Below are 25,036 nucleotides of genomic sequence, written 5' to 3'. Positions count from 1 at the left end.
TCAGACCTGGTACTGGTAGGTGACGGTCACGAGCCACGTGCCGGCCTGGCAACGCGCGCTGGAGATCGAACCGGGGCCGACCCAGTTGCCGGACACGACTCCCTGGTTCCCGCCACTGTCCTGGCAGCGGATCTGCACCCGGGCGCTGGTCACGCCCGTGCAACTCGCCCAGCCCGACCCGCCGTCCTGCCCGATCTGCCCGCCGGTCTGGCAGTTCGGCGCGGCCTGGGCCGGGGTGGCCGATGCCAGCAGAGCCATGCCGGTGGCCATGGTGAGTGCCGCTGCCGTCGAGATGCCGAGTTTCCTGGTGCGGTTCATTGCTGTCCCCGTTTCTGTGGTTCCGTCGCGTGGTCGTGGATATCCGCCGAAGGACGCCAAGGCGCGCGATGCATTGACGATCCTCGCTGTCGACCGCCTCATGATGTTGGTCGGGTGGGCTGCCGGCCTAGTGGCTTGCCGTATTCGTGACATAACCGAGCGCACCTAAATAACTCGTGGTACCTCGGGTGACTCGGTAAGGCCGGATATCCAGCCACCGGGGTGACACGGCTACGGGGACGGGCAGACGGCGAACACCGCCGAGGGGGGCGGACGGCTCAGCCGTCCGCCCCCCTCGGCGGTGGTTCTCCTCCGGTTCAGACCATCCGGGCGGCGTCCGCTCCGGTGTCCTGGGCCGGCATCACCTTGGCGGCGGTCCGGGGCATCCGGCCCAACCGGCGCTGCAACCACCAGGCGAAGAAGGAGAGCAGGCCGCAGATGCTGATGTAGATCGCGGCGACCACGAGGTACGTCGGCACGTAGGGCAGGCCGAACGACAGTCGCCCACCGACCTGCTTGCCGACGAAGAGCAGCTCCGGGTACGTGATGATGAACCCGAGCGCGGTGTCCTTGAGCAGCACCACGAGCTGGCTGACGATCGCCGGCAGCATCGACCGGAACGCCTGCGGCAGCAGGATCAGCCGCAGCACCTGGTTCTTGCGCATCCCGATCGCGTAAGCGCCCTCGGACTGGCCGTACGGTACGGCGTTGATGCCGGCGCGGAAGATCTCTGCCAGCACCGAGCCGTTGTAGAGGGTCAGTCCGATGACCAGCGCCCAGAGCTTGTCGATCGACCAGCCGTACTGCAACGGCACGTAGTAGCCGAAGAAGATCAGGATCAGCAGCGGGATGGCCCGGAACAGCTCCACCACGAAGGTCGCCGGGGTCCGCAGGAGCCACTTGTCGCTGAGCCGGGCGCTGGCGAAGACCGCACCGAAGAGCAGAGCCAGTACGGTCGCGAGACCGGCCGCCTTGAGGGTGGCCCAGAGACCGGCGAGGAGCTCCCGCTGCACCGAGGCGTACTGGAGCTGTTCCCACTTGCGCGCCTCGAACTGGCCGGTCTCGTTGAACCGCCAGATCACGAACGCGACGAGCGCGACGATCCCGATCGTCGAGACGACGCCGAGGATCGCGTTGCGCCGGCGGGCCTTCGGCCCGGGCAGGTCGTAGAGCACCGACGTCATCGCGCTACCGCCCACTTGCGCTCGAGGATTCGTTGCAGGGCCACCAGCGGCAGGATCAGGATCAGGAAGCCGATGGTGATCCAGAGCAGCACGGCGAACTGCGGCTCACCGCGCTCGGACATGTACGCCGGGATGGCCCCCGCCTCCAGCACCGAGAAACCGGCGGCGATGGTGGTGTTCTTCAACATGGCGATGAAGACGCTCATCATCGGCGGCACCATCGCCCGCAGCGCCTGCGGCATCACGATCAGGGTCAGCACCTGGCCGAAGGTCATGCCCAGCGCCCGGGCCGCCTCGGCCTGGCCGGGCGCGACGGTGTTCACGCCGGAGCGGACCACCTCGCAGACGAAGGCCGCGGTGTAGACGGTCAGCGCGATGACCGCGCTGGCGAAGTAGTCGATGTTGACGTCGAGCTTCGGCACCGCGAAGACGAGGAACGCGAAGACCAGGGTCAACGGGGTGTTCCGGACCAGGTTGACGTAGGTGGCGCCGAAGGCCCGGAGCGCGGGGACCGGGGAGACCCGCATCGCGCCGAGCAGCATGCCGAGGACGAGGCTGCCCACGGCGGCTCTCAGGAACAGTTGGACGGTGTTGGTGAAGCCGTCGACGAACAGGTCCTTGTTGTCCGTCAGGACGCGGAAGAACTCGCCCATGCCTCTCGCTCTCAGTCCTCAGCGCGGGTGACGGGCGGGGAACTCCCCGCCCGTCACCGCGTCACGAACGCAGGTCAGTACCGCTCGAGGGTGGGCGGGCTGGCCGGCGAGCCGGACTTGCCCAGCGTGCCGTCGTAGATCTTCTGCCAGGTGCCGCCGGTGAACGAGGCCTCCAGCTGGTCGTTGACGTAGTCGCGGAACGCCTTGTCGTCCTTGGGCAGGCCGATGCCGTACTTCTCGGTGCTGAACGGCTGGCCGACGACCTTCAGCTCACCGCTGGCCTGCGCCGCGTACCCCTTGAGGATGGCGTCGTCGGTGGTGACCGCGTCGACCTTCTTGTCGAGCAGCTGCGAGACGCACTCGGAGTAGGTCTTGAACTCGACGATGTTCTCCGGCTCGGTCAGCCCCTCGTCCCGGACCCTCTGGATCGGGGTGGAACCGGTCGCCGAGCAGACCTTCTTGCCCTTGAGGGTGTCCTTGCCGGTGATCGCGGTCTCGTCCTTGCGGACCAGCAGGTCCTGCCCGGCGACGAAGTACGGGCCGGCGAACGAGATGTCGTTCTTGCGCTTGTCGGTGATGGAGTAGGTGCCGACGTAGTAGTCGACCTCGCCGCCCTTGATCGCGGTCTCCCGGTTGGCGGAGGCGATCTCCTTGTACTCGATCTTCGCCGGGTCGACGCCGAGCGTGCTCGCGACGTACTGGGCGATCTCGATGTCGAAGCCGCAGCGGGTGCCCTGGGCGTCCTTGTAGCCGAGGAACGGCTGGTCGAACTTGACCCCGACGACGACCTTGCCGGCGCTCTTGATCTTGTCGAACGTGGGGCTGCCGGTGACGGCGGCGTCGGTCTTCGGGGTGAAGGTCACACCCGAGGTCTCGCAGGTGTCGGCGTTGCCGGCACCGGGGGAGTTGCCGGCACCGCTCGGGGTCGGGGTGCCCTCCTTGCCGCAGGCCGCGACCGAGAGGGCGAGCGACGCCATCATGGCTGCCGCCGCCACGCGCTTGAACCGCATGATCTTCTCCTTCTTCGACTGAGCTTGCCGGGGGAACGGCGCGCTCCGGACGGACGCCTAGTGCGTGAGGATCTTGGAGAGGAAGTCCTTGGCCCGCTCGCTGCGCGGGTTGGCGAAGAACTCGTTCGGGGAGGCGTCCTCGACGAGCTGGCCGTCGGCCATGAAGATGACCCGGTTGGCCGCGTGCCGGGCGAAGCCCATCTCGTGGGTGACCACGACCATCGTCATGCCGTCGCGGGCCAGCGAGGTCATCACCTCCAGCACCTCACCGACCATCTCCGGGTCCAGCGCGCTGGTGGGCTCGTCGAAGAGCATCGCCTTGGGCTGCATGGCCAGGGCGCGGGCGATCGCCGCGCGCTGCTGCTGGCCGCCGGAGAGCTGGGCCGGGAACTTGTCCGCCTGGTTCGCGATGCCGACCCGGTCGAGCAGCGCCATCGCCCGTTCCCGGACGGCGGCCGGCTTCTCCTTGCGGACCTTGATCGGGCCGAGGGTGACGTTCTCCAGGATCGTCTTGTGCGCGAAGAGGTTGAACGACTGGAAGACCATGCCGACCTCGCTGCGCAGCTTCGCCAGTGCCTTGCCCTCGGCGGGCAGCGGCTGCCCGTCGAAGGTGATCGTGCCGGAGGTGATCGGTTCAAGCCGGTTGATCGCACGGCACAGCGTCGACTTGCCGGAGCCGGACGGGCCGATGACCACGACCACCTCGCCCCGGCCGACCGAGAGCGAGACGTCGTTCAGCACGTGCAGCGGACCGAACCACTTGTTGACCGAATCGAGCACGATGAGCGGTTCGCCCGTCGTCACCGTCGTCCACCGTCCCTCGTCATCGCCTGGGCGCGGAGGTCGGGCGACCTCCGGTGGGGCAACTCTAGGCGGGCCGGCATGGCAGAACGCAACTCAGCGGGTCACGGAGCGGTAACACCGACAGCTATCGTGGCGCGAGTCGGAGATCCGGCACCTCCGGCGTCCGGACGGACGGGCCCGAACCGGGCAAAGGGCCGCCGACCAGCGCGGTAGGCGTGCCGGCCCTGGTGGTGCCCGGTTTCGGCCGGGGGAAGGTGAGGCAGTGATGGAACCGGTCCGGTTGACCGAGTACGCCCGTGGCGGTGGCTGTGCGTGCAAGATCCCACCCGGCGAGCTGGAACGGATGGTGTCCGGGCTCGGCCCGACCGGCGGCACCGCCGAACTGCTGGTCGGCCTGGACCACGGGGACGACGCGGCCGTGGTCCGGCTCGACGAGCGGACCGGCGTGGTCAGCACCGCCGACTTCTTCACCCCGGTGGTCGACGACGCGTACGACTGGGGCCGGATCGCCGCCACCAACGCCCTCTCCGACGTCTACGCCATGGGCGGCACCCCGTTGCTCGCGCTCAACCTGCTCTGCTGGCCCCGGGAGGCGCTGCCGATCGAGCTGGCCCGGGAGGTGCTGCGCGGCGGCCAGGACGTGGCCCGGGCGGCCGGCTGCCACCTGGCCGGCGGGCACAGCGTCGACGACGACGGCCCGAAGTACGGCCTCGCGGTGACCGGCGTGGTCCGTCCCGAGGAGCTGATCACCCTGGACGCCGGGCGGGCCGGCCTGCCCCTGTCGCTGACCAAGCCGCTCGGGGTCGGGGTGCTCAACACCCGGCACAAGGCCACCGGCGAGAGCTTCCCCGAGGCGGTGGCGACGATGACCACCCTGAACCGGGACGCCGCCCGGGCCGCGGTCGCGGCGGGGGTGCGCTGCGGCACCGACGTGACCGGCTTCGGGCTGCTCGGTCACGCCAGCAAGCTCGCCCGGGCCAGCGGGCTGACCGTGGCGCTGGACGCCGCCCGGGTGCCGTACCTGCCGGGGGCGCGGGAGGCGGTGCGGGACGGCTACGTCAGCGGCGGCAGCCGCCGCAACCTGGAGTGGGTCACCCCGTGGACGGACTTCGGCCGGGTCGGCGAGGAGGACCGGCTGCTGCTGGCCGACGCCCAGACCTCCGGCGGTCTGCTGGTCGCCGGCGAGCTGCCCGGTGCCACCGTGATCGGCGAGCTCCTCCCCGGAGGCGACCACCGGATCGTCCTCCGCTGACGGCGGCACCATACCTGATGGAATGTCAGGTTTCCGTCATCTCCCGTGGTCGGGGGCGTGGAAATTTTGCCCGGAATGGTCACAGACCGGTAACTTGCCCCCGCCTCGGGCCAAATCACCTCCACCATCGTCAGTAAGGCCCGATCCGGAGGCCCCTGGGGACGAGCACAGTGAGGAGGCGGCATGACCGAGCTGTGGAGCTGGAGAATTGACCGGGTACGACCGGTGGAGGTCTACCCGGCGTTGGCGGAGGCGCTCGGTCGGGTGGTGATGCCGCTCGCCGCGGCCGACCCCAGTCGGCTCCCGGCGTACGCGGTGATCTGTGACGTGTGGCAGGCGCCGGGGGAGTTCGCCACCGTCGTGGACTGCTACGGGGTGCCCGAGGGGCTCGGCGAGCACACCAGCGTGGCGGCGCTCGCCCGCCTGTTGGACCGCCCCTGCGTGCTGCGCGACGACACCCTCGACGCCGGACGGCACCTGCTGGTCACCCCGGACGGGACGATCCGTCCGGTGCACTTCGAGGTCCGCGAGACCGACGACGGCGAGCAACTCACCGACCAGCGGCTGTGCACCCTGTCCCACCCGGGCTGCCGGGGCTGGTCCCAGTGTCACCGCTCGCGCTGGGCCCCCGACTCGGTGGTGCCCGCGCTCGCGGCGGCCTGACCGGAGGCCGCCCCGGCGTCGTCGGGGCGGATCGCCGAGGAACACCTGGAACGGGGACGGCCCGGGCACCGGGCGGCGGTGGAGGCGACCCGGGTCAGTCGGTGGCGGGGGACGGTCCGGGACGGCTGGCGCCCCGGACCACGATCTGGTCGAGCAGCGTCCGGGTGGCGGCGGCGACGGCGGTCACCGCCGCCTCGAACGCAGCGGCGTTGTGCGCGGCGGGCGCGCGGAAACCCGAGATCTTCCGGACGTACTGCAACGCCGCGGCGTGCACGTCCGCGTCGGTGACCGTCGGGACGTACGGCTCCCGCAGGGTCTTGATGCTCCGGCACATGGTTCCTCCTCGGTTCGGGCCGGTCCGTCCGGCCCGGATACGCTGTCACCGTCATGACTACCGCAGCCGTGGGCAGCCCGCGCACCTACCAGGTGCGTACGTACGGCTGCCAGATGAACGTGCACGACTCCGAACGCATTTCCGGCCTGTTGGAACAGGCGGGCTACGTGCGCGCCCCGGAGGCCGACGACCACCCCGACGTGGTCGTCTTCAACACCTGCGCGGTCCGGGAGAACGCGGACAACCGCCTCTACGGCAACCTGGGGCACCTGCGCCCGGTCAAGAACCGTAACCCGGGGATGCAGATCGCGGTCGGCGGCTGCCTGGCCCAGAAGGACCGCGGCGACATCGTCCGCCGCGCCCCCTGGGTGGACGTGGTCTTCGGCACCCACAACATCGGCTCCCTGCCGGTGCTGCTGGAGCGGGCCCGGCACAACGCCGCCGCCGAGGTGGAGATCCTGGAGTCCCTCGACGTCTTCCCCTCGACGCTGCCCACCCGGCGCGAGTCGACGTACGCCGGCTGGGTCTCCATCTCGGTCGGCTGCAACAACACCTGCACGTTCTGCATCGTGCCCTCGCTGCGGGGCCGGGAGAAGGACCGCCGCCCCGGCGACGTCCTCGCCGAGGTCCGCACCCTGGTCGACTCCGGCGTGCTGGAGGTGACCCTGCTGGGGCAGAACGTCAACTCCTACGGCGTCGAGTTCGGCGACCGGTACGCCTTCGGGAAGCTGCTGCGCGCCTGCGGTGACGTCGAGGGCCTGGAGCGGGTCCGGTTCACCAGCCCGCACCCGAAGGACTTCACCGACGACGTGATCGCCGCGATGGCCGAGACCCCGAACGTCTGCCACTCGCTGCACATGCCGTTGCAGTCCGGGTCGGACGACGTGCTGAAGGCGATGCGCCGGTCGTACCGGGCCGAGCGCTACCTCGGCATCATCGCCAAGGTGCGCGAGGCGATGCCGGACGCGGCCATCACCACCGACATCATCGTCGGCTTCCCCGGCGAGACCGAGGCCGACTTCCAGCGCACCCTCGACGTGGTCCGCGAGTCCCGGTTCGCCTCGGCGTTCACGTTCCAGTACTCCAAGCGCCCCGGCACCCCGGCCGCCACGATGGACGGGCAGCTGCCCAAGGAGGTCGTGCAGGAGCGCTACGAGCGGCTGATCGCCTGCGTCGAGGAGATCACCTGGGCGGAGAACCGCAAGCTGGTCGGGGAGACCGTCGAGGTGCTGGTCGCCGTCGGTGAGGGCCGCAAGGACGAGCGCACCGGCCGGATGTCCGGCCGGGCCCGCGACGGCCGCCTGGTGCACTTCGACGCGGGGTCGCTGGCCGGCACGATCCGGCCGGGCGACATCGTGCACACCACGGTCACCTACGCCGCCCCGCACCACCTCAACGCCGACGGCGAGCCGGTGTCGCACCGGCGCACCCGGGCCGGGGACGCCGCCGAGGCGGGGCGCGCGCCGCGTACCCCCGGGGTGTTGCTCGGCCTGCCCACGGTCGGCGCGCCGGCCGCGTCGCCCGCGCCGGCCACCGGCTGCGCCGCGCACTGACAGGGTCGAGGCCCGCCGCACGCGCGGGCCCCGACCGGTTTGCTGCGGGTCAGACCGAGATCCGGCCGGCGCCCGCGCCGGCGGTCACGATCGACTTGACGCTGCTGGCGCTGTCCAGCGTGTACGAGTACGGGATGCTGGCGACGCTGCCGCCGGCCTGCCCGCTGCCCGAGTTCACGAAGTGGTTGTTCCGGGCGACCAGGGTGCCCGGCCCGGAGCTGCCCTCACCGAGGTGGAACGGGTCGTCGACGTTCTCGAAGTAGTTGCCCTCGACGAGCACGCCGGCATCCTCGGTGGAGGCCACCCCGTAGCCGCCGTTGTTGTAGTAGTAGTTGTTGTAGACGTGCACCGGGTTGCCGAAGCGGACCCGCGGGTGGCGCTGGTTGCTGCCGTCGAACCAGTTGTGGTGGTAGGTCACCCGCAGGTGCCCCCGGTCCTGGCTGGCGTTGTCGTCGCTGTGCCCGAGCAGCATCGACTTGTCGTGGCCGTAGACCCGGTTCCAGGACACCGTGATGAAGTCCGAGCCACGCTTGATGTCGACCGCGCCGTCGTTGCCGTCGGTGAAGGTGTTGTGGTCGATCCAGAGGTTCTTCGCGGACTGTTCGACGTTGATCGCGTCGTCGCCCCAGCCCCGGAAGGTCAGGTTCCGGATGATCACGTTGCTGTTGCCGTTGACGGTGAAACCGCAGCCGGAGATGGTCGCGCCCGGGTTGCCGAGGATGGTCTTGTTCGACCGCACCCGGATCATCCCAGAGCAGGAGATGGTGCCGGAGACCCGGATCACCGCCGCGCTGCTGGAGCCGACGGCGCTGGTCAGCGCCGAGGCGTTGGTGACGGTGGTGGTCGGGGCGCTGCCGCCGCCGGTGGTGCCGCCGTTCTGGGTGGCCCAGCCGACCAGGGCGGTCGAGGCGGCCTGCGGGGCGGACTCGGCGCCGGCGGTGGGGCTGGCCTGGGCGGTGACGGAGGTGAGCATCCCGGCGGTGACCAGCGCCGCGGTGGCGCCGGCGGTGGTGGCGAGCAGCGTCAGGCGACGCCGTCCTGCGAGCATGGTTGCTTCCCTTCATGGAGCGGTGGACACCCGGCCGGCGGACCGGTGGGACGCCGTGCCCAAGGCGACGTCGGGGGTCGGCCGGTGGCCGGGGGGACGGTTTGTCCTCGTGCTGAACGTTTTCAGCTCCCGCACTACGCTTCGACCGGTCAGGTAAGCGCTTTCCTGATACAAGCACAACCTGTCCCCGATGTAAACACCGCGTCACAAGTCGATCACCGATTGGTGTCGATTCCGTCGGTCGCCGGCGCGGTGCCCCTGGCCCGGGCCCGCCGATCGGTCCCGCCGGACGTACGACGGCGGCCGTCACCGGGAGCCGGTGACGGCCGCCGCCGGAGGAACGGTCAGCAGGCGGCGCCGTTGAGCGCCACCGCGCTCGGCGTGCTGGTCGGACCGTTGGCGGTGAAGCCGATCGTCACCGAGGCGCCGACGCCCAACGACGGGGTCCACGTGGGTGCCGCCGCGGTCACCGTGCCGCCGCTCTGGGTCACCGTGGCGTTCCAGCCGCTGGCGACGGTGACCCCGCTCGGCCAGGACCAGGTGACCCGCCACGGGTTGACCGCCGCGCCACCGGTGTTGGTCACCGTCAGCTCACCCTGGAAGCCGCCCTGCCAGGTGTTGGTCGTCCGGTACACGACCGTGCACCCGCCGCCCGGCGGCGGGGACGACGGCCCGCCGGTCGGGGTGGGGGAGGGGCCGCCACCGACCGGGGCGATCAGGTACGGCTGGAGGATCGCCTGCTTGGTGGTGTTGATGGTGGTCCAGTCGTCCAGCGCGATGCCACCGGTGTCCCCGGAGTTCGGGTTCCACGACCAGTAGGTGAAGGACATCCCGTTGACCCCGGTGCCGGTGTAGGCCATCAGTCGCTCCAGCCAGACCTTGTCCCGGGGATCGGCGAGCGTGCTGCCGAACTCGCCCATCATGATCGGCGCGATGTTCTGCTTGTACAGGTAACCCCAGTACCTGTCCCAGATCCCGGGCAGGTTCGCCGGGAAGTCGGGCGCGTCGAACCAGGCCTGCTCGTAGACCGAGGTGGCGTACTCGTGCGGTGAGTAGACCAGCCGGTTCGGCACCGTCAGCCGGACCGGGAACTCGCCGGCCTTCGACAGGTTGCCGCCCCACCAGCCGCAGTCCTCGTCGTTGCTGGGGTCGCCGTCCCAGACGTTGGAGAGGCCGCCGCTCGGGCAGCTCACCCCTTCCACGAAGATCAGCCAGTTCGGCTGCACGCCGAGGATCGCGTTGCCGGCCCGCTCGGCGGCCAGCCGCCAGTCCCGGGCCGGGACGCCACAGCCCCAGCAGGCGCCGGTGGCGTTCGGGTTGGTCCCCTCGGCGTGCGGCTCGTTGTGCAGGTCGGCGCCGATGACGGTGGTGTTGCCGGCGTACCGGCGGGCGAGCATCTTCCAGTCGTCGATCCAGGTCTGCTCGGAGACCGCCGGGGTGTACCAGAGCGCCGACTGGCCGCCTGCCGACGGCCGGTGCCGGTCCAGGATGATCCGCATCCCCTTGCCGCCGGCGTACTCGATCACCCGGTCGAGGATCTGCAACGGGGAGAGCCCGACCAGGTCGGGGTTGACGAAGTCGTTGATGCCACTGGCCGTCGCGCCCGGTTTCAACGCGTCGTTCGAGTACGGCACCCGCAGCGTGTTGTAGCCGAGGCGGGCCATGGTGTCGATCTGGTTGCGCCACGGGTTAGTCGACCAGAGACCGTGGAAGGTCTTGTTGTCGGTCTCCATGCCGAACCAGTTGATGCCGGTGATCCGGACCGTGGCGCCGGTGGCGTCGACGATCCGGTTGCCGTCGGTGTGCAGGTAGCCGGTGCCGGTGCCGGCGTTCGCGGTGACGGCCGGCGCGGGGGTGGGGGCGGCGGCGACGAGCACGCCGACGGTCGCGGTCACCACGGCGGCGAGAACGCCGCCGAGCATGCCGCGACGGAGGGTACGGGACATTGCCAGAGCTCCATTCCGAGGGATCCGTGCCCGGACCTGCCGTGCGGAAGATGGCCACGTGCGCGTGGCGGGATGCCCTGGCTCCACGCTCATTCTGGTCGCCGCCGATCGCGCCCGTCAACGCCGCGCCGCCCGATTGGCGGCACCTCCGTCAACGCCGCGCCCGATCGACGGGCACCCGTCGACGGCACGGCGGACGGGCCGTACCGGCCGGTGACGGAGCCGACGGACGACGAAGCCCCCGCGCGTTCCGGACTCCGGGGCGCGCGGGGGCTGTCGACGGTCGGTCAGCCGGCCTGCTCGGCGAGCTGGAGGAACTGCCGCTTGGACGCGAGCGCCTGCTCGGCCTCCCGGATCCGCTTGGCGTCCCCGGCGGCCTGGGCGCGGGTCAGCCGCTCCTCGGCCTCGGCGACCTGCGCGCGCATCTGGGCCAGCAGCGGGTTGTCCTGCGGCGCGGTACGCCGCCACGCGGAGTCCATCGCCTCACGGATCCGGTCGTCCACCGCCCGCATCCGCCGCTCCAGGCCGGCCGCCGCGTCCCGGGGAACCCGCCCGGCCTCGTGCCACTGCGCCTGGATCTCACGCAGCTTCGCCTGGGTGCCGCGCGGGTCGGCGTCGACGTCCAGCGCCTCGGCCTCGGCCAGCAGGGCCTGCTTGCGCTCCAGGTTGGCGCGCTGCTCGTTGTCCCGGGCCGAGAAGACCTCGCTCCGCCGGGTGAAGAACTCGTCCTGAGCCGCCCGGAACCGTTCCCAGAGCTTCTGCTCGGCCTCCTTCGAGGCGCGCGGCGCGGCCTTCCACTCGGCCATCAGCTCCTTGAGCCGGTTGGCGGTGGCCGCCCACTCGGTCGAGTCCTTGACCGACTCGGCCTCGGCGACCAGTTGCTCCTTGGCGGCCTGCGCCTGCTTGCGCTGCGAGTCCAGGGAGGCGAAGTGCGCGCCCCGACGGCGGGTGAACCCGTCCCGGGCGGCGGCGAACCGCTTCCACAGCTCACCGTCGGTCTTCTTGTCGACCCCACGAATGGTCTTCCACTCGTCGAGGATCTCCTTGAGGCGGTCGCCGGCGGTCTTCCATCCGGTGGACTCGGCGGCGAGCTTCTCGGCCTCCTCCACCAGGGCGGTCTTGCGGGCCACGGCCTCGACCCGCGCGGCGTCGCGGGCCGCCCGCGCCTCGGCGGCCTTCTCCTCCGCGAGCGCGGCGAGCTTGTCCAGCCGGGCGGCGAGCGCGTCGATGTCCCCGACGACGTGCGCCTCGGCCAGCGAATCCCGGAGCCGGCGGACCGTGGTCAGTGATCCGCTGGCGTCGGCCGCCCCCGAGTTGAGTCGGGCCTCGGCCAGGTCGACCTCGGTGACCAGGTCGGCGAAGCGGCGGGCGAAGTGGGCCAGCCCCTCCTCCGGTGCTCCGGCCTGCCAGGATCCGACCACTCGCTCGCCTTCGGTGGTCTTGACGTACACGGTGCCGTCCGCGTCCACCCGTCCGAAGGCAGTCCAGTCGCTCATGTGCCCATCCTCGTTCTCCCGGCGTCGACGGGGACAGTCCCGTGATCGCCGCCACGGCGCAGCAAGTTTCTCCCCCGGCATTGTCACAGGTCCCACCGGGTCCGCGTCGAGCGCCTATCGCCGACCGTGACCATACGGTGTCCTACCCCGGACCGTCGTCTTTCGACGGTCGGCTTCTCGGTTGTTGACGTACCCCGTACGGTACGGCGTCCCGGGACGGCCCGGCGGAGAGCGGGAGCGACCAGGCCGGGCAGCCCCACCGGACCCGGGCGCGGCCGGCGCTCCCCGTGGGCCCCGGGGCGTCGGCCGCGTCCCGGCCGATACGGTTGCCCCGTGTCCCTGGTCGCCGCCGCCGTCTGCCCGCACCCGCCGTTGCTCGTGCCCGAGGTCGCCGGAGCGGCCGCCGGTGAACTCGACGACCTCCGCGCGGCCTGCGACGCGGCGGTCGCCCGGCTGCTCGACGCCCGGCCGGAGCAGCTCCTGCTGATCGGCTCCGGACCCCGGACGACCCGGTTCAGGCCCGCCGACCACGGTTCGCTCCGTCCGTACGGGGTCGACCGGTACATCCGGTTGTGGAAGGTCAACTGTGCCGGTGGCCCCCACCTCCCGCTCAGCCTGACCATCGGCGCGTGGCTGGTCGGTCGCTCCGGCACGGACCTGCCCCGGTTCGCCCACTCCGTCGCCGTCGACGCCACGCCCGACGAGTGCGCCCGGCTCGGGGCGGAGCTGGCCGACGCCGACGGGGCGCGTACCGCGCTGCTGGTGCTGGGGGACGGGTCGGCCTGCCGGGGACAGAAGGCGCCCGGCTACGACGACCCGCGTGCCCAGCCGTACGACGACGGGGTGGCTGCCGCCCTGGCCGGCGCGGACACCGCCGCCCTGGGCGGCCTGGACCCGGGGATCTCGGCGCAGCTGCGGGTCGCCGGACGGGCACCCTGGCAGGTGCTGGCCGGCGCGGTGCGCGCGGCCGGCGGCCACTGGCGGGGCGAGCTGACCCACCACACCGCCCCCTACGGCGTGGCCTACCTCGTGGCGAACTGGGAGCGGGCGTGAGGGTCGTCGCGGTGGTCGGGCCGACCGCCGCCGGGAAGTCCGGGCTGAGCATCGCCCTCGCCCACGCGCTCGACGGCGAGGTGGTCAACGCCGACTCGATGCAGCTCTACCGGGGCATGGACATCGGCACCGCCAAGCTGACCCCGGCCGAACGCGAGGGCGTGCCGCACCACCTGCTCGACATCTGGCCGGTCACCGAACCGGCGAGCGTCGCCGAGTACCAGCGGCTCGCCCGCGCGGCGGTCGACGACATCCTCGCCCGGGGAAAGGTCCCGCTGCTGGTCGGCGGCTCGGGCCTCTACGTCCGGGCGGTGCTGGAACGGTTCGAGTTCCCCGGCACCGACCCGGAGCTGCGCGGACGCCTGGAGGCCGAGTTGGCCGCCGTCGGCCCGGCCCCGCTGTACGAGCGGCTGCGCGCCGCCGACCCGGCCGCCGCCGCCGGCATCCTGCCCGGGAACGGGCGGCGCATCGTCCGGGCCCTGGAGGTCGTCGAGCTGACCGGCGCGCCGTTCGCCGCCTCGCTGCCCGAGCCGACCCCGTTCTACCCGTCCGTGCAGCTCGGTGTCGACCTGGACACCGCCGTCCTGCACGAGCGGATGGCCCGCCGGGTGGACCGGATGTGGGCCGACGGGCTGGTCGCCGAGACCCGTGAGCTGGTCGGCCACGGCCTGCGCGAGGGGCGTACGGCCAGCCGGGCGCTCGGCTACCAGCAGGTGCTGCGCTTCCTGGCCGGCGAGTCGACCGAGGCCGAGGCGCACGACGAGACGATCCGGGGGACCCGCCGGTTCGGCCGCCGGCAGCGCTCCTGGTTCCGCCGTGACCCCCGGGTGCACTGGCTGGACGCCGCCGCCCCGGACCTGGTCGGGACCGCCCTGGCCGTGGTGCGGGCCTCGACGGGGTGAGCACCCGCCGGACGCCGCGACCTGCTGCGGAATGATGGGGGCGTGGAGTTCACCAAGGGCCATGGCACCGGCAACGACTTCGTGATCCTGCCCGACCCGGACGGGCGCCTGACGCTGACCCCCGAGCGGGTCGCCGCGCTCTGCGACCGGCGACGCGGCGTCGGCGGTGACGGCGTGCTCCGGGTGGTCCGGGCCGCGAAACACCCGGACGGCGCCGGGCAGGCCGGCGAGGCCGAGTGGTTCATGGACTACTGGAACGCGGACGGCTCCTTCGCCGAGATGTGCGGCAACGGTGCCCGGGTCTTCGTCCGCTACCTCGTCGCCAGCGGGCTGGCCGCCCCGACCGGTGGCCTCCTGCCGGTGGCGACCCGGGCCGGCGTGGTCCGCGCCCGCCTGGACGGGGAGACCGTCGCCGTCGAGATGCGCCGCCCGGACCTGTACGACGCCGGGGTGGCCACCCTAGGCGGGCTGACCCTGCCGGGCACCGCCGTGGACGTCGGCAACCCGCACCTGGTCTGCGCGCTGCCGGCCGGGCTGGACCTGGCCGCCCTCGACCTCACCCGCCCGCCCGGGGTCGACCCGGCGCTCTTCCCGGCCGGCGTGAACGTCGAGTTCACCAGTCCGGGTGAGCCGGTCGACGGCGCCGACGGGCACGTGCTGATGCGGGTGTACGAGCGCGGGTCGGCCGAGACGCTCTCCTGCGGCACCGGAGCCTGCGCGGTGGCGGCCGTGGCGCTGCGGGACGCCGACCGGGAGACCGGTGTGGTGGCGGTCGACGTCCCCGGTGGCCGGCTGACCGTCACGATCGAACCGGACTCCTGCTGGCTCGCCGGCCCCGCCCTCCTGGTGGCCACCGGCACGCTCCTCTGACCCGCCGCGCGGACCGCCGGGCCGACCAGGACGTCTGCAGGGGACCCCTGCTACTCGTTTCTGACGAGGAGGGGTCCCCTGCAGGCAATCCGGAGACCGGGTGGCGGGGAGCCGGACCGGTCAGGGGGTGGCGGAGGAGGCGGCGGCGATCTCGGGGAGGTCGGCGGGGCCGGAGTCGGCCGCCGGGGGAGCCGTGGCGCCGGGGTTCTGGGCAGCGGCACGGACGGCGGCGGCCACCGCCGGGGCGACCCGGGAGTCGAACACGCTGGGAACGATCACCGTCGGGTTGATCTTGTCCTCGCCGACCACGTCCGCGATGGCGCGGGCGGCGGCGATCGCCATCTCCTCGGTGAACTCCTCGGCGTGCGCGTCCAGCATGCCCCGGAACACGCCGGGGAAGGCGAGCACGTTGTTGATCTGGTTCGGCTGGTCGGAGCGGCCGGTGGCGACCACCGCCGCGTACTTGCGCGCCTCCCGGGGGTCGACCTCCGGGTCCGGGTTCGCCAGCGCGAAGACGATCGCGTCCTTGGCCATGGTGGCGACGTCTTCGCCGGTGAGCAGGTTCGGCGCGCTCACCCCGATGAAGACGTCCGCGCCGGCCACCGCCCCGCGCAGGTCACCGGAGTAGTTCTCCCGGTTGGTGTTCTCGGCCAGCCACTGCCAGGCCGGGTTGAGCCCGGTCAGGCCACGGTGCAGCGCGCCCTGCCGGTCGTACGCGACGATGTCGCCCACGCCCTGGCGCAACAGCAGCTTCATGATCGCGGTACCGGCCGCGCCCGCGCCGGAGACCACGACCCGGACGTCCGAGAGGTTCTTGCCCACCACGCGCAGCGCGTTGGTCAGCGCGGCGAGCACGCAGATCGCGGTGCCGTGCTGGTCGTCGTGGAAGACCGGGATGTCCAGCAGGTCCCGCAGTCGGGCCTCGATCTCGAAGCAGCGCGGCGCGGCGATGTCCTCCAGGTTGATCCCGCCGTACGCCGGCGCGATCGCCCGGACGATGTTGACGATCTCGTCGGTGTCCTGGGTGTCCAGCACCACCGGCCAGGCGTCCACCCCGCCGAACCGCTTGAACAGGGCGGCCTTGCCCTCCATCACCGGCAGCGAGGCGGCCGGGCCCAGGTTGCCGAGGCCGAGCACGGCCGAGCCGTCGCTGACCACGGCCACCGTGTTGCGCTTGATGGTCAGCCGGCGGGCGTCGGCCGGGTTCTCCGCGATCGCCTGGCAGACCCGGGCCACCCCCGGCGTGTACGCGCGGGACAGCTCGTCCCGGTTGCGCAGCGCCACCTTCGGGGTGACCTCGATCTTGCCGCCCAGGTGCAGCAGGAAGGTCCGGTCGGAGACCTTGCGGACGTCCACCCCGTCCAGCTCGGTCAACGCCTGGACCACCTGGTCGGCGTGGCCGGCGTCGGCGGTGTCGCAGGTCAGGTCGACCACCACGTGGTTCGGGTCGGAGTCGACCACGTCCAGCGCGGTGACGATGGCTCCGGCCTCCCCGACGCAGGTGGTGAGCCGGCCGATCGACGACGCGTCGGCGGGCACGGCGATCCGGATGGTGATCGAGAATCCGGCGCTCGGCAGGCGGGTGATGGCCACAGGGTTCCTCCGGTCACGGCTCGGCGGCCCCGGTGCCACCGACCCCCGCATTTCTACCGGTTCGTCGGATCGGACCGACACGCGCCCCGGAGCCAGGTGACGTGGGCCGCGCGTGATCCATCGGCGAACGGGAAAATAGCAGGTGCGGCGGGGCCGTACGCGTGTCACGATTGCTTCGTACCTACCAAAACGGACAGGAGAGCGGTTTGCGAGAGCAGCAGGGCTTCGTCCCGGTCGAGGACGAGGAACTCGACGCCACCACCGGCGAGCTGGAACTGGAGGAGCGTCAGGCGCTGCGTCGGGTGCCCGGTCTCTCCACCGAACTCACCGACATCACCGAGGTCGAGTACCGCCAACTCCGCCTGGAACGGGTCGTGCTGGTCGGGGTGTGGACCGAGGGCACGGTGACCGACGCGGAGAACTCCCTCACCGAACTGGCCGCGCTCGCCGAGACCGCCGGTTCGCAGGTGCTGGAGGGGCTGATCCAGCGGCGCAGCCGCCCGGACCCGGCCACCTACATCGGTCGGGGCAAGGTCGACGACCTGGGCGCGGTGGTCCTCTCCACCGGCGCCGACACGGTGATCTGCGACGGGGAGCTCTCCCCGTCCCAGTTGCGCAACCTGGAACAGCGCACCAAGGTCAAGGTGGTCGACCGGACCGCGCTGATCCTCGACATCTTCGCCCAGCACGCCAAGAGCCGGGAGGGCCGGGCGCAGGTCGAGCTGGCCCAGCTCGAATACCTCCTGCCCCGGCTGCGCGGTTGGGGTGAGACCCTCTCCCGGCAGACCGGTGGTAGCGGTCGCGGCGGTGGCGCCGGCGGCGGTGTGGGCGTGCGTGGTCCCGGTGAGACCAAGCTGGAGACCGACCGGCGGCGCATCCGCCACCGGATCTCCCGGCTGCGCCGCGAGATCAAGGCCATGCGGACGGTACGCCAGACCAAGCGCGCCCGCCGCTCCCGCAACGCGGTGCCCGCGGTGGCCATCGCCGGCTACACCAACGCCGGCAAGTCCAGCCTGCTCAACCGGCTGACCGGTGCGGGGGTGCTGGTCGAGGACGCGCTCTTCGCCACCCTCGACCCGACCACCCGGCGGGCCACCGCCGCCGACGGTCGCCTCTACACCCTCTCCGACACGGTCGGCTTCGTCCGGCACCTGCCGCACCAGATCGTCGAGGCGTTCCGCTCGACGCTGGAGGAGGTGGCCGACGCCGACCTGGTGGTGCACGTGGTCGACGGCACCCACCCCGACCCGGAGGAGCAGGTGCGGGCGGTCCGCGAGGTGCTCGCCGAGGTCGGCGCCGACCGGCTGCCCGAACTGCTGGCGGTCAACAAGATCGACGCCGCCGACGAGGAGACGCTGCTGCGCCTCAAGCGCGCCTGGCCGGACGCCATCTTCGTCTCGGCCCACTCCGGGCGCGGGATCGAGGATCTGCGGGCCGCCGTCGAGGCGCGACTGCCCCGCCCGGCGGTCGAGGTCCGGGCGGTGCTGCCGTACGACCGGGGCGACCTGGTCGCCCGGGTGCACCGGCAGGGCGAGGTGCTCAGCACGGCCCACCTGCCCGAGGGCACGTTGCTGCACGTCCGGGTCGGTGCGGCGCTCGCCGCCGAGCTGGCGCCGTTCGAAACGGCGGAGAACGTCGTCGCCGCACGTCGTCCGTAAGGGGCCGCCGGGTCGTCCGAACGGTGAGCGGAACATGCGACACTGAGCCCATGCGGCGCGCGGTTTCCTCGATCACGGTTGCCTTCGGCCTGCTCACGGTGACCGTGGGGATTGCCGGGGCGGCGGTCGCCGCCCCGGCCCCCGACGCCTCGGGCGCCGCCCCGGCCGCGGGCGAGAAGCGTTGCTCGGTCACCGACGAGAAGCTCCGGGAACTCTCCGGGCTGGTCGCGACGAAGAGCGGCTACATCGTGGTCAACGACAGCACGGACGTCGACAGCCACAAGCGGATCTTTTTCCTGAACGCGGAGTGCGAGGTCACCAAGAACGTCCGGTACTCCGGGCAGGGGCCGCTGGACCCGGAGGACCTGGCCCTCTCCCCGGACGGCGAGACGCTCTGGATCGCCGACATCGGCGACAACGCCAAACAGCGCGAGCGGGTCGCGCTGTGGACCATGCCGGTGGACGGCTCCGAGCAGCCCGAACTGCACCGGGTCGCCTACCCGGAGCGCAAACCGCACGACGCCGAGGCGCTGCTGATCGGTGACGACGGCAAGCCGCTGATCATCACCAAGACGCTCAGCGGCAAGGCGGAGATCTTCACCCCGACGGCGGCCCTCAAGAAGAACAACGCCGAGCCGGTGCCGATGCAGAAGGTCGGCGAGATCGCCCTTCCCAAGACCACCACCCCCAACGTGTTCCACGGGCCCGGCCGGATCGCGATCACCGGGGCGGCCCGCTCACCCGACGGCAGCCGGGTGGTGCTGCGCACCTACGCCGACGCGTTCGAGTACGACGTGACCGGCGGCGACATCGTGGCCGCCCTGACCAAGGGCGAACCCCGGGTCACCCCGCTGGCCGACCCGTTCGGCGAGGCGATCTCCTACACCCCCGACGGCAAGCTCTTCGTCACCGTCTCCGATGCCGGTGAGCTGGGCGAGGACGCGAAGGTCGACATCCTGGCGTACCCACCGTCGAGCAAGGGCGCCGCGCCGGTGGCCGGAAAGTCGAAGGCCAAGGAGACGGCCGACCGTTCCTTCCTGGACGGGCTCAGCCTGGACGACATCACGTACCTGATCGCGGCGGTCGGTGTGCTCGGCGCGCTGCTGGTCGGGGCGGGCATCGTGGGTATCGTCCGGGCCCGTCGCCGTCCACCGGAGGCGACCAGGCGCAGCGGCGACGACCCGTACGTCAGTGGCGAGGTGCCGGGCCGCGACGAGGTCGACCGCCGTGGCCCCGGTCGCCCCGGTGCTCCGCCGCCGGCCGGCCGGGAGCCGCAGCGGGGCGCGGTCTACGGTGGCCCGCCGGCCGCCGGTGGGCGTCCGGCCGGCCATGGCGCAGGGAACGTCTACGGCGGTGCCGCCCCACCCGCCGGCGGCGCGGTCTACGGCGGCCAGGGCGGAGCGAACGTGTACGGCGGCCCGCCCGGTGGCGGACGTGGTGGCTACCGGGACGGCGGCCGGGGCCCTGCGGGCGGCCGGGGCGGCCACGGTGGCGATGGCGGGTACGGTGGCGGCACCTCCGGCGGCGTGTACGGCGGCAGCCGGGCCGAGCCGCCGCGCCGGGGTGGTCCGTCCGGTCGACGGCGGGGCGAGGACGAGCACCGTCGCCGGGGCGGACACGACCCGGAGGGGTACGGACCGGCCAACGGCCCCGGCCACGACTACCGGGGCACCCGGTACTGACCGCGCGGTAGGCCGACGACCGGGCCGCCGACGGTGGGCGACGGCCCGGACGGACCGGGTCAGATGCGGCGGAGGACCGCCACGACGCGCCCCATGATGGTGGCGTCGTCACCGGGGATCGGGTCGAAGGCCGGGTTCTGCGGCATCAGCCAGACGTGCCCGTCGCGGTGGCGGTACGTCTTGACGGTCGCCTCGCCGTCGAGCATCGCGGCCACGATCTCCCCGCTGTCGGCGGTGGGCTGCTGCCGGACCACGACCCAGTCTCCGTCGCAGATGGCGGCGTCGAGCATCGAGTCGCCCTTGACCTGGAGCATGAAGACCTCGCCCTCGCCCACCAGTTCGCGGGGCAGGGGGAAGATGTCCTCGACGGCCTGCTCGGCGAGGATCGGTCCACCGGCGGCGATCCGGCCGAGCATCGGCACGTACGCCGGGGCCGGTCGCTGCGAACGGGTGGCCTCGTCGTCGATCATGTCGCTGGGCGGACGGACGTCCACCGCGCGGGGACGGTTCGGGTCGCGCCGGAGGAAGCCCTTCCGCTCCAGCTCCTTGAGCTGGTAGGCGACGCTGGACGGGGAGACCAGCCCGACCGCCTCGCCGATCTCCCGCACGCTGGGCGGGTAGCCGTGACGGTCGACCCAGTCCCGGATGAACTCCAGGATCCGCCGCTGCCGGGCGGTCAGGTCGACGGTGGCCGGGTCGGGGAAGGCGCTGACCACCGGGGTGACCGGGCGCACCGCGGGCTGCCCCGTCCGGCTGCGCGCGGTCCGACGGCGGGTGGCCGGAGGCCCCGCCTCGGCGATCTGCTGCGGGGGCTTCGGCCGGCTGGCCCGGTCCTCGGTCGACACGTCCGTCCTCCCTGGTCGGCGCTGGGTGCCTTGGCGGCTCGTGGTGCGTACGGTGGAGAGCCGGGACGCCTCGACGGCGCCCGCGCCCGGTTGTTCCCGACCGTATAGGTGGGATGGGTCATTTTCAAACGTCTGTACGACCATATTCCGGCGTGTCGCCGGGAAATCCGTCCCTCGAGTGGGTGGGTTTCTGTTTAATGGTACGTCCACTCGAACTCATGTTCGATTGCCGGCTCGTCTGCCGGTAACCGGCGTCCGGTCTGGGCGTTGGACGTGGGGGGCTCGACGTGACGCGCCGGACGCGCCGCTCAACTTGACCGCCGTCGGCCGGAGGCATACGGTCGACCCCTAGATGTAGTAGTCACATGGGTGTAAGTCGCCTATAGGTTGGGTTCGACTACCGACCGCACTTCTCGTTCGCGCCCACGGCGGCCGGCCATCGACCGGTGGTTCCGCCGTGATCACGCGTGTCCGGGAACGGGGCGCGACCGCGATCGATGAAGGAGGTGCGGCGATGCGGTGCCCGTACTGCCGGCACGCCGACTCCCGGGTGGTCGACTCGCGGGAGGCCGACGACGGCCAGTTGATCCGGCGTCGCCGGGCCTGCCCGGAATGTGGCAAACGCTTCACCACGGTCGAGGAGGCGGTCCTCGCGGTGGTGAAGCGGAGCGGGGTGACCGAGCCGTTCAGCCGGACGAAGATCATCGGCGGGGTCCGCAAGGCCTGCCAGGGGCGGCCGGTCGACGAGGACTCGATCGCCCTGCTGGCGCAGAAGGTCGAGGAGACCGTGCGGGCCAAGGGCGCGGCGGAGCTTCCGAGCCACGAGGTGGGGCTGGCGATCCTGGGCCCGCTGCGGGACCTGGACGAGGTGGCCTACCTCCGCTTCGCCAGCGTCTACCGGTCGTTCGACTCGCTGGCCGACTTCGAGCGTGAGATCGAGACGCTGCGGGCGGCGGCGCGCGCCCGGGTCGGCGCCGGGAGCGACCCGGCCGGGGCCGGGGCCCCGGCCGGAGCGGCCGACCACACCAACTGAGTTTTTCTCCAACCGGTAAGTGACGACGCGCGGTCGGGTGGCCGCGCAGACGAGGGGGCGGATGAGATGGCGGGGGACGGCGTGACAGCCAGTCGGACGCGGGCGGCGAAGAACGGTGCTGCGGTCACCGGGCTGAAGGTCGAGCGGGTGTGGACCACCGAGGGGGTGCACCCGTACGACGAGGTGACCTGGGAGCGCCGGGACGTCGTGATGACGAACTGGCGGGACGGCTCGATCAACTTCGAGCAGCGCGGGGTCGAGTACCCGGAGTCCTGGAGCGTCAACGCGGCCAACATCGTGACCACGAAGTACTTCCGGGGCGCGGTGGGCACCCCGGAGCGGGAGTGGTCGCTCAAGCAGCTCATCGACCGGGTGGTCGGCACCTACCGGGCCGCCGGTGAGAAGTACGGCTACTTCGCGAGCCCGGCCGACGCCGAGGTCTTCGCCCACGAGCTGACCTGGATGCTGCTGCACCAGGTGTTTAGCTTCAACTCGCCGGTCTGGTTCAACGTCGGCACGCCGTCGCCGCAGCAGGTCAGCGCCTGCTTCATCCTGGCCGTCGACGACTCGATGGACTCGATCCTCGACTGGTACAAGGAGGAGGGGCTGATCTTCAAGGGCGGCTCCGGCTCCGGGGTGAACCTCTCCCGGATCCGCTCCTCCCGGGAGCTGCTCTCCTCCGGCGGCAACGCCTCCGGCCCGGTCAGCTTCATGCGCGGCGCGGACGCCTCGGCCGGCACCATCAAGTCCGGCGGGGCCACCCGGCGCGCGGCGAAGATGGTCATCCTCGACGTGGACCACCCGGACATCCAGGAGTTCGTGGTCACCAAGGCACGCGAGGAGGACAAGATCCGCGCGCTGCGGGACGCCGGGTTCGACATGGACCTCGGCGGCGCGGACATCGTCAGCGTGCAGTACCAGAACGCCAACAACTCGGTCCGGGTCTCCGACGAGTTCATGACGGCGGTGGAGAACGACGGCGGGTTCGACCTGCGCGGCCGGCTCGACGGGGCGACCATCGAGACGGTCGAGGCGAAGAAGCTGTTCCGGTCCATCGCCGAGGCGGCCTGGGAGTGCGCCGACCCCGGCCTCCAGTACGACGACACGATCAACGACTGGCACACCTGCCCGGAGACCGGGCGGATCACCGCCTCGAACCCGTGCTCGGAGTACCTGCACCTGGACAACTCCTCCTGCAACCTCGCCTCGCTCAACCTGATGAAGTTCCTCCGCGCCGACGGGGGCTTCGAGGTGGAGAAGTTCGTCCGCTCGGTCGAGCTGGTCATCACCGCGATGGACATCTCGATCTGCTTCGCCGACTTCCCGACCGAGAAGATCGGCGAGACCACCCGCGCCTACCGTCAGCTCGGCATCGGGTACGCCAACCTCGGCGCCCTGCTGATGGCCTCCGGCATGCCGTACGACTCGGACCAGGGGCGCTCGCTGGCCGCCGCGATCACCTCGCTGATGACCGGCACGGCGTACCGCCGCTCGGCCGAGCTGGCCGGCATCGTCGGCCCGTACGACGGCTACGCCCGCAACGCCGAGCCGCACAAGCGGGTCATGCGCAAGCACGCCGCCGCCAACGACGAGATCAAGCCGAGCGGGACCGTCGCCACCGCCATCGTCCGTGAGGCGACCCGGCAGTGGACCCAGGGCAACAAGGTGGGCGACCGGAACGGCTGGCGGAACGCGCAGGCCAGCGTGCTCGCCCCCACCGGAACCATCGGCCTGATGATGGACTGCGACACCACCGGCGTCGAGCCGGACCTGGCACTGGTCAAGTTCAAGAAGCTGGTCGGCGGCGGCTCGATGCAGATCGTCAACCAGACCGTGCCCCGCGCGCTGCGCAGCCTCGGCTACCCGGAGGAGCAGGTCGAGGCGATCGTCGAGCACATCGCCGACCACGGCCACGTGGTGGACGCCCCCGGCCTCAAGCCGGAGCACTACCCGGTCTTCGACTGCGCGATGGGCGAGCGCTCGATCGCCCCGATGGGTCACGTGCGGATGATGGCGGCCGTCCAGCCGTTCATCTCCGGCGCGATCTCCAAGACGGTGAACATGCCGGAGGCGGCCACCGTCGAGGACGTCGAGAAGATCTACTTCGAGGGCTGGAAGCTCGGCCTCAAGGCGCTGGCGATCTACCGGGACAACTGCAAGGTCGGCCAGCCCCTCTCGGCGGCGAAGCCGAACAAGGCCACCGAGACCGCCTCGACCGAGGTCGAGAAGGTCGTGGAGAAGGTCGTCGAGTACCGCCCGGTGCGCAAGCGGCTGCCGAAGAAGCGCCCGTCCCAGACGGTCAGCTTCTCCGTCGGCGGCGCCGAGGGGTACCTCACCGCCTCGTCGTACCCGGACGACGGCCTCGGCGAGGTCTTCCTCAAGATGTCCAAGCAGGGCTCGACCCTGGCCGGCGTGATGGACGCCTTCTCGGTGGCCATCTCCATCGGCCTCCAGTACGGCGTGCCGCTGGAGACGTACGTCAGCAAGTTCACCAACATGCGGTTCGAGCCGGCCGGGATGACCGACGACCCGGACGTGCGGATCGCCGCCTCGGTGATGGACTACATCTTCCGTCGTCTGGCGCTGGACTTCCTGCCCTACGACACCCGTGCCGAGCTGGGCATCTTCACCGCCGCCGAGCGGACCGCCCAGATGCGGGCCGAGGCGGAGGCGGCCGAGGGCGGCGCGGACCTCGCCGCGATGGCCGCCTCCGCCCCGGTCGAGTCGAAGCCGGAGCCGTCGGTCGAGCCGGCCGTCGAGGCGCCGGTCAGCAAGCCGGCGTCGTCGGTGGGTTCCTCCACCGAGCTGCTGGAGGCGGTCATCGGCAAGGCCGCCGACGCGCCGCTCTGCTTCACCTGCGGTACGAAGATGCGCCCCGCCGGCAGCTGCTACGTCTGCGAGGGCTGCGGCTCCACCAGCGGCTGCAGCTGAACGGGAGGCGTGTGCACGCCCCCGGTGAGTGACTCCTCAAGGAATCACTGGTTGACCCTCTGGTGAAACCCGACAGCAGGATGCCTCCCACCTCCACGAGGTGGGAGGCATCCGTTCTTGCCGCGTACGGGTGGAACAGGGTGGCGTGTCGGTTGTCGCTCGTCGTCGACCACGCTTCCGGGAGGAGCACTCCTCGGAGGCGGTAGGT

21 protein-coding genes are annotated in these 25,036 nt (G+C 71.6%); 10 read left to right on the top strand and 11 right to left on the bottom strand.

Features of this window, described 5'->3' with window-relative positions; all coding sequences use genetic code 11:
• The 5 genes from GA0070618_RS01990 to GA0070618_RS01970 form a co-directional block, all read right to left on the bottom strand.
• Positions 1-318: a hypothetical protein gene (locus GA0070618_RS01990; protein ID WP_088980096.1), complete on the bottom strand. Its 318-nt coding sequence runs from the start codon at positions 316-318 to the stop codon at positions 1-3.
• A gap of 317 nt (positions 319-635) precedes the next feature.
• A complete protein-coding gene (locus GA0070618_RS01985) occupies positions 636-1,502 on the bottom strand; it encodes an amino acid ABC transporter permease (RefSeq protein WP_088985218.1) in 867 nt (288 codons plus the stop codon).
• Positions 1,499-2,155, bottom strand: a complete 657-nt coding sequence (locus GA0070618_RS01980; RefSeq protein WP_088980095.1) for an amino acid ABC transporter permease — start codon at positions 2,153-2,155, stop codon at positions 1,499-1,501. The genes GA0070618_RS01985 and GA0070618_RS01980 overlap by 4 nt, the downstream gene beginning before the upstream one ends.
• Before the next feature lie 74 nt (positions 2,156-2,229).
• On the bottom strand, positions 2,230-3,165 hold the full coding sequence (locus GA0070618_RS01975; RefSeq protein ID WP_088980094.1) for a glutamate ABC transporter substrate-binding protein: 936 nt from the start codon (positions 3,163-3,165) through the stop codon (positions 2,230-2,232).
• 57 nt (positions 3,166-3,222) lie between these two features.
• On the bottom strand, positions 3,223-3,969 hold the full coding sequence (locus tag GA0070618_RS01970) for an amino acid ABC transporter ATP-binding protein (RefSeq protein WP_088980093.1): 747 nt from the start codon (positions 3,967-3,969) through the stop codon (positions 3,223-3,225).
• A 265-nt stretch (positions 3,970-4,234) separates the two neighbouring features.
• On the opposite strand from GA0070618_RS01970, the gene selD reads away from it, so the two are divergent.
• The gene (gene selD / locus GA0070618_RS01965) at positions 4,235-5,221 is read left to right on the top strand and encodes a selenide, water dikinase SelD (RefSeq protein WP_145833653.1); all 987 of its coding nucleotides are present in this window, start codon (positions 4,235-4,237) and stop codon (positions 5,219-5,221) included.
• Positions 5,222-5,404: 183 nt separating this feature from the next.
• Positions 5,405-5,884 (top strand): hypothetical protein, encoded by a 480-nt coding sequence (locus GA0070618_RS01960; protein WP_088980091.1) that lies wholly within the window; start codon positions 5,405-5,407, stop codon positions 5,882-5,884.
• 94 nt (positions 5,885-5,978) lie between these two features.
• Here GA0070618_RS01960 and GA0070618_RS01955 read toward each other — a convergent pair whose 3' ends face one another.
• Positions 5,979-6,218: a DUF2277 family protein gene (locus GA0070618_RS01955; protein WP_088980090.1), complete on the bottom strand. Its 240-nt coding sequence runs from the start codon at positions 6,216-6,218 to the stop codon at positions 5,979-5,981.
• Positions 6,219-6,271: 53 nt separating this feature from the next.
• Between GA0070618_RS01955 and miaB the strand changes: the two genes are divergently transcribed.
• Positions 6,272-7,771: a tRNA (N6-isopentenyl adenosine(37)-C2)-methylthiotransferase MiaB gene (gene miaB, locus GA0070618_RS01950; protein WP_088980089.1), complete on the top strand. Its 1,500-nt coding sequence runs from the start codon at positions 6,272-6,274 to the stop codon at positions 7,769-7,771.
• A gap of 49 nt (positions 7,772-7,820) precedes the next feature.
• Here miaB and GA0070618_RS01945 read toward each other — a convergent pair whose 3' ends face one another.
• From GA0070618_RS01945 to GA0070618_RS01935, 3 genes are all read right to left on the bottom strand, one after another.
• On the bottom strand, positions 7,821-8,819 hold the full coding sequence (locus tag GA0070618_RS01945; protein ID WP_088980088.1) for a pectate lyase family protein: 999 nt from the start codon (positions 8,817-8,819) through the stop codon (positions 7,821-7,823).
• A gap of 344 nt (positions 8,820-9,163) precedes the next feature.
• Positions 9,164-10,765 (bottom strand): cellulase family glycosylhydrolase, encoded by a 1,602-nt coding sequence (locus GA0070618_RS01940; RefSeq protein WP_088980087.1) that lies wholly within the window; start codon positions 10,763-10,765, stop codon positions 9,164-9,166.
• Positions 10,766-11,052: 287 nt separating this feature from the next.
• Positions 11,053-12,261, bottom strand: a complete 1,209-nt coding sequence (locus GA0070618_RS01935) for a DUF349 domain-containing protein (RefSeq protein ID WP_088980086.1) — start codon at positions 12,259-12,261, stop codon at positions 11,053-11,055.
• Positions 12,262-12,594: 333 nt separating this feature from the next.
• Between GA0070618_RS01935 and GA0070618_RS01930 the strand changes: the two genes are divergently transcribed.
• From GA0070618_RS01930 to dapF, 3 genes are read left to right on the top strand one after another with little or no spacing between them, the layout of a single operon-like run.
• Positions 12,595-13,314, top strand: a complete 720-nt coding sequence (locus GA0070618_RS01930) for a class III extradiol dioxygenase subunit B-like domain-containing protein (protein WP_143740347.1) — start codon at positions 12,595-12,597, stop codon at positions 13,312-13,314.
• Positions 13,299-14,216: a tRNA (adenosine(37)-N6)-dimethylallyltransferase MiaA gene (gene miaA / locus GA0070618_RS01925; RefSeq protein WP_231931789.1), complete on the top strand. Its 918-nt coding sequence runs from the start codon at positions 13,299-13,301 to the stop codon at positions 14,214-14,216. The genes GA0070618_RS01930 and miaA overlap by 16 nt, the downstream gene beginning before the upstream one ends.
• A 42-nt stretch (positions 14,217-14,258) precedes the next feature.
• On the top strand, positions 14,259-15,086 hold the full coding sequence (gene dapF, locus GA0070618_RS01920; RefSeq protein ID WP_088980085.1) for a diaminopimelate epimerase: 828 nt from the start codon (positions 14,259-14,261) through the stop codon (positions 15,084-15,086).
• A 120-nt stretch (positions 15,087-15,206) separates the two neighbouring features.
• On the opposite strand, the gene GA0070618_RS01915 is transcribed toward dapF, so the two are convergent.
• Positions 15,207-16,730 (bottom strand): NAD-dependent malic enzyme, encoded by a 1,524-nt coding sequence (locus tag GA0070618_RS01915; RefSeq protein ID WP_231931572.1) that lies wholly within the window; start codon positions 16,728-16,730, stop codon positions 15,207-15,209.
• Positions 16,731-16,885: 155 nt separating this feature from the next.
• On the opposite strand from GA0070618_RS01915, the gene hflX reads away from it, so the two are divergent.
• On the top strand, positions 16,886-18,337 hold the full coding sequence (hflX, locus tag GA0070618_RS01910) for a GTPase HflX (protein ID WP_088980083.1): 1,452 nt from the start codon (positions 16,886-16,888) through the stop codon (positions 18,335-18,337).
• 50 nt (positions 18,338-18,387) lie between these two features.
• Positions 18,388-20,019: a hypothetical protein gene (locus GA0070618_RS01905; protein WP_088980082.1), complete on the top strand. Its 1,632-nt coding sequence runs from the start codon at positions 18,388-18,390 to the stop codon at positions 20,017-20,019.
• Between the two features lie 59 nt (positions 20,020-20,078).
• Here the strand turns inward: GA0070618_RS01905 and lexA are convergent, their stop codons facing one another.
• A complete protein-coding gene (gene lexA / locus GA0070618_RS01900) occupies positions 20,079-20,864 on the bottom strand; it encodes a transcriptional repressor LexA (protein ID WP_088980081.1) in 786 nt (261 codons plus the stop codon).
• Positions 20,865-21,378: 514 nt separating this feature from the next.
• On the opposite strand from lexA, the gene nrdR reads away from it, so the two are divergent.
• Positions 21,379-21,897: a transcriptional regulator NrdR gene (nrdR, locus tag GA0070618_RS01895; RefSeq protein ID WP_088980080.1), complete on the top strand. Its 519-nt coding sequence runs from the start codon at positions 21,379-21,381 to the stop codon at positions 21,895-21,897.
• Positions 21,898-21,963: 66 nt separating this feature from the next.
• Positions 21,964-24,828 (top strand): vitamin B12-dependent ribonucleotide reductase, encoded by a 2,865-nt coding sequence (locus GA0070618_RS01890; protein ID WP_088980079.1) that lies wholly within the window; start codon positions 21,964-21,966, stop codon positions 24,826-24,828.
• Positions 24,829-25,036 lie beyond the last annotated feature (208 nt).

It is taken from the genome of Micromonospora echinospora, from assembly GCF_900091495.1.
Lineage (GTDB): Bacteria > Actinomycetota > Actinomycetes > Mycobacteriales > Micromonosporaceae > Micromonospora > Micromonospora echinospora.
Note: the sequence above shows the minus strand (reverse complement) of the source record. Positions and strands in the feature narration are given on the sequence as shown.

Coding starts and splice junctions, on each gene's coding strand:
- GA0070618_RS01990 (WP_088980096.1), bottom strand. CDS start 318: ATGAACCGCACCAGGAAACTCGGCATCTCGACGGCAGCGGCACTCACC.
- GA0070618_RS01985 (WP_088985218.1), bottom strand. CDS start 1,502: ATGACGTCGGTGCTCTACGACCTGCCCGGGCCGAAGGCCCGCCGGCGC.
- GA0070618_RS01980 (WP_088980095.1), bottom strand. CDS start 2,155: ATGGGCGAGTTCTTCCGCGTCCTGACGGACAACAAGGACCTGTTCGTC.
- GA0070618_RS01975 (WP_088980094.1), bottom strand. CDS start 3,165: ATGCGGTTCAAGCGCGTGGCGGCGGCAGCCATGATGGCGTCGCTCGCC.
- selD (WP_145833653.1), top strand. CDS start 4,235: ATGGAACCGGTCCGGTTGACCGAGTACGCCCGTGGCGGTGGCTGTGCG.
- GA0070618_RS01960 (WP_088980091.1), top strand. CDS start 5,405: ATGACCGAGCTGTGGAGCTGGAGAATTGACCGGGTACGACCGGTGGAG.
- GA0070618_RS01955 (WP_088980090.1), bottom strand. CDS start 6,218: ATGTGCCGGAGCATCAAGACCCTGCGGGAGCCGTACGTCCCGACGGTC.
- miaB (WP_088980089.1), top strand. CDS start 6,272: ATGACTACCGCAGCCGTGGGCAGCCCGCGCACCTACCAGGTGCGTACG.
- GA0070618_RS01945 (WP_088980088.1), bottom strand. CDS start 8,819: ATGCTCGCAGGACGGCGTCGCCTGACGCTGCTCGCCACCACCGCCGGC.
- GA0070618_RS01940 (WP_088980087.1), bottom strand. CDS start 10,765: ATGTCCCGTACCCTCCGTCGCGGCATGCTCGGCGGCGTTCTCGCCGCC.
- GA0070618_RS01935 (WP_088980086.1), bottom strand. CDS start 12,261: ATGAGCGACTGGACTGCCTTCGGACGGGTGGACGCGGACGGCACCGTG.
- GA0070618_RS01915 (WP_231931572.1), bottom strand. CDS start 16,730: ATGCGGGGGTCGGTGGCACCGGGGCCGCCGAGCCGTGACCGGAGGAAC.
- GA0070618_RS01905 (WP_088980082.1), top strand. CDS start 18,388: ATGCGGCGCGCGGTTTCCTCGATCACGGTTGCCTTCGGCCTGCTCACG.
- nrdR (WP_088980080.1), top strand. CDS start 21,379: ATGCGGTGCCCGTACTGCCGGCACGCCGACTCCCGGGTGGTCGACTCG.
- GA0070618_RS01890 (WP_088980079.1), top strand. CDS start 21,964: ATGGCGGGGGACGGCGTGACAGCCAGTCGGACGCGGGCGGCGAAGAAC.